Annotated in this window: 10 protein-coding genes; 3 read left to right on the top strand and 7 right to left on the bottom strand. The window is 72.0% G+C overall.

All coding sequences use genetic code 11. The features are described from left to right. Window positions 1-103: 103 nt before the first annotated feature. Complete coding sequence (locus ACZ6TI_RS28675; RefSeq protein ID WP_465348268.1) at window positions 104-2,428, bottom strand: M48 family metallopeptidase; 2,325 nt, start codon at window positions 2,426-2,428, stop codon at window positions 104-106. Between the two features lie 153 nt (window positions 2,429-2,581). Beyond that, window positions 2,582-4,018, bottom strand: a complete 1,437-nt coding sequence (locus tag ACZ6TI_RS28670; RefSeq protein WP_465348267.1) for a beta-N-acetylhexosaminidase — start codon at window positions 4,016-4,018, stop codon at window positions 2,582-2,584. Window positions 4,019-4,141: 123 nt separating this feature from the next. Here ACZ6TI_RS28670 and ACZ6TI_RS28665 point away from each other — a divergent pair, with 123 nt between their 5' ends. After that, the gene (locus ACZ6TI_RS28665) at window positions 4,142-4,675 is read left to right on the top strand and encodes a GNAT family N-acetyltransferase (RefSeq protein ID WP_465348266.1); all 534 of its coding nucleotides are present in this window, start codon (window positions 4,142-4,144) and stop codon (window positions 4,673-4,675) included. Window positions 4,676-4,872: 197 nt separating this feature from the next. On the opposite strand, the gene ACZ6TI_RS28660 is transcribed toward ACZ6TI_RS28665, so the two are convergent. The 5 genes from ACZ6TI_RS28660 to ACZ6TI_RS28640 form a co-directional block, all read right to left on the bottom strand. Beyond that, window positions 4,873-5,406, bottom strand: a complete 534-nt coding sequence (locus tag ACZ6TI_RS28660) for an NUDIX hydrolase (protein ID WP_465348265.1) — start codon at window positions 5,404-5,406, stop codon at window positions 4,873-4,875. A 19-nt stretch (window positions 5,407-5,425) separates the two neighbouring features. Continuing rightward, window positions 5,426-6,241, bottom strand: a complete 816-nt coding sequence (locus ACZ6TI_RS28655; RefSeq protein ID WP_465348264.1) for an LLM class flavin-dependent oxidoreductase — start codon at window positions 6,239-6,241, stop codon at window positions 5,426-5,428. Window positions 6,242-6,338: 97 nt separating this feature from the next. Next, window positions 6,339-7,073: an ArsR/SmtB family transcription factor gene (locus tag ACZ6TI_RS28650; protein WP_465348263.1), complete on the bottom strand. Its 735-nt coding sequence runs from the start codon at window positions 7,071-7,073 to the stop codon at window positions 6,339-6,341. 9 nt (window positions 7,074-7,082) lie between these two features. Then, window positions 7,083-8,141, bottom strand: coding sequence for an amidohydrolase family protein (locus ACZ6TI_RS28645; RefSeq protein WP_465348262.1), 1,059 nt, complete (start codon window positions 8,139-8,141; stop codon window positions 7,083-7,085). A gap of 85 nt (window positions 8,142-8,226) precedes the next feature. Beyond that, window positions 8,227-9,177: a helix-turn-helix transcriptional regulator gene (locus ACZ6TI_RS28640; protein ID WP_465348261.1), complete on the bottom strand. Its 951-nt coding sequence runs from the start codon at window positions 9,175-9,177 to the stop codon at window positions 8,227-8,229. 62 nt (window positions 9,178-9,239) lie between these two features. On the opposite strand from ACZ6TI_RS28640, the gene ACZ6TI_RS28635 reads away from it, so the two are divergent. Continuing rightward, window positions 9,240-10,196, top strand: coding sequence for an ABC transporter ATP-binding protein (locus ACZ6TI_RS28635; protein WP_465348260.1), 957 nt, complete (start codon window positions 9,240-9,242; stop codon window positions 10,194-10,196). A gap of 3 nt (window positions 10,197-10,199) precedes the next feature. Continuing rightward, complete coding sequence (locus tag ACZ6TI_RS28630; protein ID WP_465348259.1) at window positions 10,200-10,946, top strand: ABC transporter permease; 747 nt, start codon at window positions 10,200-10,202, stop codon at window positions 10,944-10,946. Window positions 10,947-10,984 lie beyond the last annotated feature (38 nt).

The raw sequence follows: 10,984 nt of genomic DNA, 5'->3' as shown, positions 1-10,984 counted from the left end.
CCGGCTCAGCGGGTCCGGCTCAGCGGGTCCGGCTCAGCGGGTCCGGCTCAGCGGGTCCGGCTCAGCGGGTCCGGCTCAGCGGGTCCGGCTCAGCGGGTCCGGCTCAGCGCGTTCGCGCGAGGAAGGCGACGGCGTTGTCCAGGGCCGCCCAGCCGCCGGGAAGCTCGTCCGAGTCGAGCGCGGCCCGCACACTCAAGGTCTCGCCGTCGCGCAGTCGAAGATCCCAGGCTTTCGGGGTACGGCGGGTCTGCGTCGCGCCGGACACTTCGGCATAGGGCACGAATCGGGTGCCCGGGGTCGCGTCCGTGGTGGCGGCGACCCGGGCCAGCCGACGCTTGGCGGAGCCGTTCTGCGAGCGGGGCAGGCCGGGCACCAGCAGCAGGCCGGTGTCCACGATCAGCAGGTCGGTGCGGGAGCCGTCGACGACCAGGTTGACCAGGCCACCGACCACCTCGGCGCGGGCCGCCGAGCCGCGGTCGCCGCCCCCGGCCGCCGGGTCGATGCCCAGCTCGGTCAGCCGCTCGCGGGCCGCGCCGACGGTGGACGGGTCGGCGACCAGCGCGGCCACCGCACCGAGGTCGAGGTGGCTGCCGTCCGGCGAGACCAGCTCGGCGGTGCCGGTCCAGCTGTGCCGCCAGCGGGCCGCGCCGCTGCGCAGGGCGGCCAGCGCCAGCAGCAGCGTGACCAGCTCGGCGACCCGGCTCTCGGTCTCGTCCGGCGGCATCTCCGGGAAGACCGTGCCGGCCACCTTGCGCAGCCGGCCGTCCGCGGCCAGGTCGAGCAGGTCGCCGGCGCTGCCGACCGGGCTGCCGGCGGCGCGGGTCAGGGTGCCGAGCGCGGCGTCGGCCTCACGGTTCATCTCGGCGGCGCGTGCGACGCCGAAGAACTCGTCCCAGCCGACTATCGTGCGGCCGCGCGGCGGGAAGGCGACGGCTTGCAACGCGCGGCCGAGTCCGGGCAGGTCGGGCACGAGCTCCACGCCGGGGCCGAGCACGGTCGGGCGCTTGACCGAGGTGGAGGGTCCGGCGCCGGTCAGGCCGGTGATGCCACCCGGCCGCGGGAATCCGCCCGCGCCGTGGGCCGGCGCGGCGGGCGAGCCGGCGACCGCTTTCCCGGAGGCGTCTTTCCCGGAGGCGTCGCCGATCGAGGCGGTGCCCGCCAGCGCCTCCCCGGAGGTGTCGCCGACCAGGGTCGTACCCACCGGCGCTTCCCCGGAGGCGTCGCCGACCAGGGTCGTACCCACCGGCGCTTCCCCGGAGGTGTCGCCGATCAAGGCCGTGCCCACCGGCGCTTCCCGGGAGGCGTCGCCGACCAGGGTCGTGGCGGCTGGCCCGTCCGCGGGGGCGTCGCCGACCAGGGCCGCGCCCACCGGCGCTTCCCCAGAGGAAGCAGAGCTGGATCCGGTGGCGCCGATCGGGCGGCCGGCCTGGCGGGGTGCGACGGCGGGTGAGACCGGGATGTCGGCAGCGCCGGAGGTGAGGGGCGTGGTCAGGGCGGCCAGCCGCTCGGGCCGGGCCGGGTGGGTGTCCCACTCGTCCGGGGTGGCCGGCTCGCGGCGGCGCAGCACGGTGAGCTCGTCGGCGCGGGCGGCCAGCATCCGCAGGAAGCCGCCGAAGACGTCGTCCGGCGCGTGGCCGGCACGCCAGCCCGGTCCCACGTACTCCGTGTAGAAGACCCGCTGCAGACTCTCCATCGCCGGGGCGTCGCGCAGCCAGGCGACCGCGGCCGGGGACCCGGCGAACTCCGCGGCGATGCGGTCGGCGGTCAGCTCCTGGGCGCGGCTCACCGGCTGGTCGACGCGACGGTAGAGCGCGGCATAGGCCCGCAGCAGCGGTCCGGCCAGGTTGCGCTTCGAGATGCGCGGCAGGATCCGGGCGACGGCACGCCGGCCCCGATAGGCGTACGGCGCCCACCGGCTCAGCCTCGGCGACCCGTGCGCGAGCTCGTGTGCGACCGCCGCGCCGAGCACCTCGTTGTCCCAGGCCTGCAACAACGGCAGCCCCAGATAAAGATCACGCCGCCCGCCGACAAGACCAATCAGATGGGTACGTTCGCTGAACGCGACCGTGGCCTCGGCGACCACGATCAACCGGTCCGGCGTGCGTACCCCACCGGCGGTCGCCGCGGCGTCGATCAGCTGCCACAGCGCGGACGCGTCCGACCGGGTGACCGGCACGCCGGCCGGCTCGACCCGCTTGGTTCGCAGCGCCCGCCACGTCGCATATGCCATCACGCCGACGGTCGCGGTGACCAGCGGGACGCCGAGCCGCAGCGCCGCGCCCTCGGGCAGCACCGCGAGCACCAGCAGGACCGCCACGGCGACCAGGGCCAGCTGGGCCCCCGCGACCACGAGGAACCCGGCCAGCATGAAGGCCGACAGCCACGCTCTGCCACCGCCCAACGTCCGCGCTCCCTCCGGTCGGCCCACCGCGCACAGCGTAGGTCGGGTTTTCGCCACCGACCGTAGCCACGCGCCGCTTCACTTTCCGCGTCAGGAACGTGAAGTGCGGAAACGGGACGCGGATCGGCGCCGAGATTTAAGGAAGATTTCGAGCGCCGCCGAACCCGCGTCTCCGGGCGATCACGGCCAGTCGATCACCGGGGACCGGTGGAAGGCGACGCCCTCGGACTGCCACCGTGGCGCGTGAGCTGCGACGCGGCGGCGGAACGAGACCCAGTCGCGGCCGGCCCGGGGCGACCAGCCGATCTCCGCGATCGCCGGCAGCCGGGGGAAGGTCATCGTCTGCACGTCGGCGATGCTGCGCAGGGTCTCCGACCAGAGCGGCGCCTCGACGCCCAGGATGCTGTGCTCGGGCACGCCGGGCAGCCGGTCGGCGGGATCCCAGTCGTAGGCGCGGTCCACCTCGATGCAGCCGGCCCAGTCGAGGCCGAGCGGGAACGCCGGGTCGTACTTCATGTCCAGGTAGGTGCGGTCGGCCGGCGAGATGATCACCTGGCTGCCGGCCTCGACCGCGCGGGCGGTGCCGTCGTCGGCCGGCTCGGTGCGCCAGAACTGCGGCACCGCCGTCTCGGGCAGCTCGACACCGGCCATCTCGTGCCAGCCGATCGCCCGCTTGCCATATTTGCCGACCAGCGGCAGCACCCGGGTCATGAAGGTGCGGTAGTCCTCGGCGCTGGTGGCCTGGGCCTCGTCGCCGCCGATGTGCAGCCACGGGCCCGGGGTCATCGCGGCGACCTCGCGGATCACGTCCTCGACGAACGCATAGGTCGACTCCGAGCCGGCCACCAGCGAGCTGTAGCCCACCGCGGTGTCGGTGCGCTGCGCGACCGGCCGGCCGTCGGCGGTCAAAGACGGGTACGCGAACTGCGCCGCGTTCACGTGCCCCGGCATGTCGATCTCCGGCACGATCGTCACGAACCGCGCCGCCGCGTATTCGCAGAGCTCGGCGAAGTGGTCGCGGGTGTAGAAGCCGGGGCCGACGCCGTCCACCCCGGTGCCCGCCGCGCCGCTGACCTCGGTGAGCCGCGGCCAGCCCGGAATCTCGAGCCGCCAGCCCTGGTCGTCGGTCAGGTGCAGGTGCAGGTGGTTGATCTTGTAGGCGGCGATGGCATCGACATAGGACTTGACCTCGTCGACCGTGAAGAAGTGCCGGGCCACGTCGAGCATCGCCCCGCGATAGGCGAACCGCGGCCGGTCCACGATGGTGCCGCCGGGCAGCGTCGCGGGCCCGTCGGGGTCGAGCGGCAGCAGCTGGCGGATCGTCTGCGCGGCGGCGAACAGGCCGGCCGGCGCGTTGGCCCGCACGGTCACGCCCTCCCGGGCGATGTCCAGCCGGTAGGCCTCCTCACCGCCGTCGAGGTCACCGTCGAGCAGCAGTTCCACGGCACCGCCGGCTGGACCGGCCGGCAGGCCGGTCAGCAGCCGCGCGAAATGCGCCGTGACCGGCTCCGCGCCGGGGGCCGCGGTGATCCGGGTGCCCGAGGTGATCGTGAAGTCCGCGGCCCGGTCGGGGCGCACCTCGGCGGGGGCGGGGATGACATCGTCGAGTTCTCGCACGGGCCAAACTCTAAGTCCTGTTTCCAATTGGTGGGGGTCCCGGTCCGGTGAGCTGCGTCGCGGCGTGGATCAGCCATGTGCGAGGCGTGGTTGATCCACGAGACAGACCCTTAAGGTGGCGGCATGGCGATCTCCATCCGCCGGGCCACTCCGGAGGACGCCGCCGACCTGCACCGGGTCGCGGCGCGCACCTTTGCCCTGGCCTGTCCCCCGGGCACCACGCAGGCCGACGTCGACGCGTTCGTGGCCGCGCATCTGACCGCCGAGCGGTTCGCCGAATATCTGGCCGACGAGCGGCGGATTCTGCTGCTCGCCGAGGTGGACGGCGAGCCGGCCGGCTACGCGATGGTGAACGACCTGCCGATCACCGACCCGGACGTGCTCAAGGTGGTCGACCCGGAGACCAGCGTCGAGCTGAGCAAGTTCTACGTCGATCTGGACCGGCACCGCGCCGGGGTCGGCGGGGCAATGATGGCCGCGGTCCTCGAAGCCGCCGCGGCCACCGGCGCCGAGACGTGCTGGCTGGGCGTGAACCAGCTCAACGAGCGAGCCGCCCGCTTCTACGAAAGAAACGGCTTCACCATCCAGGGCACCAAGCGCTTCCTGGTCGGCAACGACTGGCACGACGACCACATCCGCTCCCGGCCACTCAATTGAGCCCAGAGCGAGCCGCCCACAGCCCAAAGCCACCCACAGGCCAGAGCCACCCACAGGTCAAAGCCGCGCACAGGTCAAACCTGATAACGGCCCGAGCCGAGGCATGGTCGAAGCGCAAGGCAAGTCGCATTTCGCCCGTCGATGAGTTGGGGCGGAAAAAGAACATCGGCTCTGCCTCGTCCTTTTTCCACCCCAACTCATCGGCCGCCGTTGGGGCGAAATGCCGGAGGAGCGGAGCGACGACCATCAAGCTCAGCACGACCATTTAGCTCAGCGAACCACGTGCCGGGGGCCAGGGCGCATTCGATGCGGTGACGGTTGAGTTCGTTGAGGGGTGGCAGGTCGTCGAGGGAGAACCAGCCGACGGCCAGTGACTCGTCGTCGTTGACCCGGGCCTCGCCGCCGACCGCCCGGCACCGGAACGTGATGTCGACATACTCCGCCTGATCGCCGTTCGGATAGGTCACCGGCGGCTGGGTGAGCACGCTGGTGACCCGCTCGGGCACGACGTGCACGGCGGTCTCCTCGAACACCTCGCGCACGATCGCCTCGGCCGGCTGCTCGCCCGGATCCATCACCCCGGCGATCAGCGCCCACTGCCCGTTGTCGGCCCGCTCGCCGAGCAGGACGCGCCCGCCATCGTCGAAGACCACAGCGGTCACCCCGGGCAGTAACAGGAGACGATGCCCCAGGTCAGCACGCAGATCCTTGATGTATGGCGAAATCGGCATGCCGGACAACATACGCTTATCAGTCAATCAGCGGCCGGACCTCCTCCGCCACGAACCGCAGGAACCCCGGCAGGTCGGGCTCGTCGGCGGTGGGCTCGAGGATCACCGAGTCGGCGCCCGCTTCGGCGAAGGCACGGATCCCGTCCGCGATCGCCTCGGCGTCGCCGGTGAGCGCGGCCGGCTCCTCCACCCGCTGCCGGGCGGTCGGCCCGATGGCGGTCTGTGCGAACAGGATCACCTTGTGCCCGGGGTCGCCGATCAGCTTGCGGGCCTCGCGAATGCCGTCGAGCGTGGTGGAGGCGGTCAGGATCGTGGCGTCGGCGATCTCGCCGGCCAGCTGCAGCGTCTTTGGCCCGCTCGCGCCGACCACGATCGGCGGCGGCGTCGCGGGCGGCCAGTCGAGCTTGACCCGGTCGAGCGACACATAACGACCCTTGGTCGTCACCTCCTCGCCGGCCAGCAGTGCGCGCAGCGCGGTGACCCACTCGCGCAGCAGGGTCAGCGGCGACGCCGCGCGGGCGCCGACCTGGCCCATCCACTCCTGCACGCCGTGCCCGACCGCGACGATCGCCCGGTCGCCGAACATGCGGTCGAGCGTCGCGATCTCCATCGCCTCGACCGCCACGTTGCGGAACGGCACCGGGGTCAGCCCGACCCCGACCCGGACCCGCTCACTCCAGGCGAGCGCGGCGGCGGTGGCGGAGATGCCGCCGTTGAGAAAGCAGTCCTCCCACAGCCACATCTCCTCGATGCCGAGGCGATCGGCGAGCTGCACACTCTCACGAAGGGTCTCGGGCGGGTTCTGCGGCCGGAAGGTGGCTCCGATTGTGGTCATGGACCCAATCCTGCCCTGCGCCTACGACACTTCGGGTGTTGCGCACAGGTAGGCAGAGGGTCTCTGCATACCTATACGCAACACCTGCCGGGGGCGATTAGCTGTGGAAGGCCCACGGCTCCTGTGGCATCGGGCGGCCGGTCTCCAGCAGCGTCTTGAGGTTGGCCAGCACGGCCGGCCAGCCCTGCGAGACGTCGTCGTAGTCCTTCGCGCTCTCCAGGTCCTCGTGCGTCACGGTGAGCTTGACCAGGTCCTGGTAGCTCTCGATCTCGAAGGTCACCTTGGACGGCGGCCAGGTGGTGACCAGCCGCCGCGGCGGGTCGCTCTCCAGCACCTCGCCGTCGACGTCGCTGATGCCGGAGCCGTCGTTGCGCACGTGCCGCCACGGCGATCCGACCTGCCAGTCCGATTCGTTGCGGTGCCCCCAATAGCCGGCGGTCAGGTCGGCGTCGGTCAGCGCCTCCCAGACCTTTTCCGGGGTGCTCTCGATGTAGGTCGTGTAGACATACGTCGGACGGTCACTCACAGTCAACTCCGCTCGTCGTTTGACTTCGCTGATGGCCCGCAGCCGGGGCCGCTCGAATTTGTCGATCCACCGCTCCTGCATCTCGTGCAGGGGGACGGGGTTGAGGTAGTGCAGCTTTTCCCGGCCTCGGCGGACGGTGCTGATCAGGTTTGCCGCCTGCAGCAATGCCAGGTGCTGCGTGGCCGATTGCCGGGTCATGTCGAGCCGCTCGCACAACTCGCCCAGCGTCTGCCCGCTCTGCTCGCGCAGCAGGTCGAGCAGGAACCGCCGGGTCGGGTCGGCCAGCGCCTTGAAGACCTCGTCCACTACTGAAGGTTATGCAGTCTTCTGACTGCATGTCAACCGGCCGCGGAGCACGACCGCGAGCGGGCGGTCGAGCTGTGCGAGGTCGGTGCGGGGGTCGGCGGCGTAGACCACCGCGTCGGCCGGGGCGCCGTCGACCAGCCCGGCCAAGCCCAGATAGGACCGGGCCACCCAGGACGCGGCGCCCACCGCGAGCTGCGCCGGCACCCCGGCGGCGACCAGCGCGCGCACCTCGGCGGCGATCCCGCCGTGCGGCCGGGTGTCGGTGCCGGCGAGCAGCGTCACGCCGGCCTCCGCGGCCGCCGCCACCAGCGCCGGGTGCGCCGTCACGCCCTCCAGGAACCAGCGCTTGCGCGGGCTGTCCGGCCGCGCCCGGACGACCGGCAGGCCACCCTCCAGCACGGACAGCGTCGGGGTCAGCGCGGTGCCCTGCGCGGCCATCCGGTCGAGCAGCGCCGGGTCCAGGCCCATCCCGTGCTCCAGCGAGTCGACGCCGGCGTGCACCGCGGCCGTACCGCCGGCCTGATTCTGGGAATGCACGGCCAGGCGGCCGCCGACGGCATGGACCCGGTCGGCGATCGCGCGCAGCACCGCGGGCGGCAGCGGGTCGGTGCCGGGCAGCCAGTCAGCGATGATCTTCGCCCAGCCGGTGCGGGCCGCCTGCGCGGCGGCCACCTCGGGCAACTCCTCATGCGTCGCGCGGCGGCCCCAGCCGTCGAAGAACTGGCCGTGCTGCGCGATCCAGCGGCCGGCGTGCACGGCCCGTGGGACGTCCGGGTCCCGGCCGAACCAGTCCGGCGGATCGCCGGCCAGCCCGGGCGAGCGGATCAGCGTCACTCCACTCTCGACATGCCGGTGCAGGTCGGCACGCAACACCCCGGGATCGAGCGGGTCGCCGAGCTCGGCCGCGCCCGGATGGGTGTGTGCGTCCACCAGGCCGGGCAGCACCCAGCCCTCGGCGACCAGTTCGGCGCCCGGCACCGGGTCGGTGGTCCATCGATCGCCGTCCGCATAGAGGTCGATCGGCTCGCCCTCGGGAAGCCCGAATCCACGAACCCGCAGCACCGTCATGGTGGACACGGTAATCCAAGGAAAATGTCATACCCCGCCGCTAAATTTCGGGCGTGGATGGGCGCCACGGGGGCGCCCATCCACATCAGACCGACCTCAGCAGGGTCTCGCCGGCCGTGCGGGCGGCGTCGACCAGTTCGGGGGGTGACTCGACGGTGAAGGGCACGGCGAGCGCGCCGAGGATCATCACCGGCCAGGAGAGATCGTCCACGCTCATCCGCAGGCGGCAGGCGTCCGGGCCGTCCTCGTCCACGGTCGCCCACTGCCCGACGAAGCCGCGCACCCGCTCGGCCGGCGCGCACAGGCGCACCGCGACGTCGTGCCGGTTGGGGATCGCCGCCATCCGCGAGCGCAGCCAGGTGACCGGGTCGCCACCAGGGATCTCCCGGGGGCGGAAACGCGCACCGGTCAGCGCCGGCTCGGTCAGCCGGTCGACGCGAAAGCTGCGCCAGTCGCCGCGGTCCAGGTCCCAGGCGACCAGATACCACCGGCGGCCGAGCGAGACCAGCCGATGCGGCTCGACGTAACGGGTGGACGCCTCGCCCTCCCGGGCGGTGTAGCCGAAACGCAGCCGCTCCTCGCCGCGGGTGGCCATCGCGATCGTGGTGAGCACGCCGGCGTCGAGCTGGGGCCCGCCGCCGAAGACGCCGGGGCTGGTCACCGCCTGCAACGCGTCGATGCGCTTGCGCAGCCGCGGCGGCAGCAGCTGGATCACCTTGGCCAGCGCGCGCACCGAGGTCTCCTCGAAACCGGCCACCGCACCGGCCGCGGCCGAGCGCAGGCCGACCGCGATCGCCACCGCCTCCTCGTCGTCGAGCAGCAGCGGCGGCACGGCGGCGCCGGCCTGCAGCTGATAGCCACCGGCGACGCCGCGGGCGGCGTCCACCGGATAACCCAGCTCGCGCAGCCGGTCCACATCGCGGCGCAGCGTGCGCGGGCTGACCTCGAGCCGGTCCGCGAGCTCGCCGCCCGGCCAGTAACGATGCGTCTGCAGCAGCGACAGCAACCGCAGCATCCGCCCACTCGTGTTCGCCATGAATCCAGGTTCTCCTCGATTGCGGACAGGAAGTGGCCGTAATCGACAATAGCGTTGTGTTCATGATTGAGACACAGGGGTTGACCAGGCATTTCAAGGACGTCAAGGCGGTGCAGGGCATCGACCTGACCGTCGAGCCGGGCGAGCTGGTGGCGCTGCTCGGGCCGAACGGCGCCGGCAAGTCGACCACGCTGCGGATGCTCACCACGCTGATCGCGCCGACCTCCGGCACCGCGAAGGTCGCCGGGTTCGACGTGGTCAAGCAGCAGCGCGACGTGCGGCAGCGGATCGGATACATCGGCCAGGGCAACGGCGCGGGGCACAGCCAGCGCGGCCGGGACGAGCTGATCAGCCAGGGCCGGGCCTACGGCCTGCGGATCTCCGAGGCACGCCGGCGCTCGACCGAGCTGATCGACTCGCTCGGGCTGGGCGAGGTCGCCGACCGCACGGTGTCGACCCTCTCCGGCGGCCAGCGCCGCCGCCTGGACATCGCGATGGGCCTGATCCACTCGCCCGACCTGCTCTTCCTGGACGAGCCGTCGACCGGTCTCGACCCGCAGAACCGGGCAAACCTGCAGGAGCACATCGTGGCGCTGCGGGCCCGGCACGAGACCACCATCGTGCTGACCACGCACTACCTGGACGAGGCCGACTCGATGGCCGAGCGGGTGATCGTGGTGGACCACGGCCGGATCATCGCCGACGACTCCCCCGCCCGGCTCAAGGCCAAGCACGTCGGCGACCGGATCACGCTGGGCTTCGCGCACGAGTCCGAGGCGGCGACCGCCGCGGGCCGGGTCACGCACCGGCTGGAGCGCACCGGCAGCACGCTCCTGATCAGCGTCGACGGCGCGCCCGAGCTACTGCCCAGCCTGCTCGACGACCTGCGCGCCGTGGATCTGCAGCCGACCTCGATCGAGGTCACCCGCCCGACGCTGGACGACGTCTTCCTGCAACTCACCGGCCGCAGCCTGCGCGAGGGCGGCGCGCTGGACACCAACAAGAAGGTGGAGGCCTGAGCCATGACAAACCTTGCAACCGATATTCAGACCGTCTTCAGCCGTGAGCTGCGGCCCACCCTGCGACAGCCGTTCACGATCATCATCAGCATGGTGCAGCCGCTCGTGTTCCTGGCTCTCTTCGCGCCGCTGCTGCCGGATCTGCCGGGCGGTTCGGCGCTGCAGTGGTTCGTGCCCGGCATCGTGGTCATGTCCTGCCTGTTCGCCAGCTCGATGACCGGCTCCAACCTGCTCTTCGAGACGCAGACCGGCTCGCACGAGCGGATGCTGGTCACGCCACTGCGCCGGCCCGCGCTGCTGATCGGCCGGGCGCTCAAGGAGATCGTGCCGATGTTCGCCCAGGCCGCCCTGATCGTGCTGGTGTGCCTGCCGTTCGGCTTCACGCTCAACCTGGCCGGCGCGCTGATCGGGCTGCTGATCCTGGCCGGCTTCTGCGTCGGGCTGGGCGCGCTGTCCTACAGCCTCGCGCTCGCCTCGAAGCACCAGGAGTGGCTGTTCTGGACCGTCCAGCAGACGCTGCTCTTCCCGTTGCTGCTGCTGGCCGGCATGCTGCTGCCGATCGACAACGGCCCGGGCTGGCTGCAGACCATGGCGAAATTCAACCCCCTGACGTACGTGGTGAACGCCGAGCGCGCGCTCTTCAACGGCGACATCTGGGCCACCACCACGGTGACCGGCATCGTGGCCGCGGCCTTCGTCGCCGCGCTCGGCCTCGCGGTCGGCGTGCGCGCCATGCAGAAAGACGCCTGAGGGGTACCGACTCCAAGAGCATCCGCCCGCTACCTTCA

Source organism: Actinoplanes sp. NPDC051388 (assembly GCF_055586225.1).
This window is presented reverse-complemented; position numbering and strand designations above follow the sequence as displayed.

Excerpts from the sequence above, each read along its gene's own strand:
- ACZ6TI_RS28665 (WP_465348266.1), top strand. The coding sequence starts at position 4,142 with ATGGCGATCTCCATCCGCCGGGCCACTCCGGAGGACGCCGCCGACCTG.
- ACZ6TI_RS28660 (WP_465348265.1), bottom strand. The coding sequence starts at position 5,406 with ATGCCGATTTCGCCATACATCAAGGATCTGCGTGCTGACCTGGGGCAT.
- ACZ6TI_RS28655 (WP_465348264.1), bottom strand. The coding sequence starts at position 6,241 with ATGACCACAATCGGAGCCACCTTCCGGCCGCAGAACCCGCCCGAGACC.
- ACZ6TI_RS28645 (WP_465348262.1), bottom strand. The coding sequence starts at position 8,141 with ATGACGGTGCTGCGGGTTCGTGGATTCGGGCTTCCCGAGGGCGAGCCG.
- ACZ6TI_RS28640 (WP_465348261.1), bottom strand. The coding sequence starts at position 9,177 with ATGGCGAACACGAGTGGGCGGATGCTGCGGTTGCTGTCGCTGCTGCAG.
- ACZ6TI_RS28635 (WP_465348260.1), top strand. The coding sequence starts at position 9,240 with ATGATTGAGACACAGGGGTTGACCAGGCATTTCAAGGACGTCAAGGCG.
- ACZ6TI_RS28630 (WP_465348259.1), top strand. The coding sequence starts at position 10,200 with ATGACAAACCTTGCAACCGATATTCAGACCGTCTTCAGCCGTGAGCTG.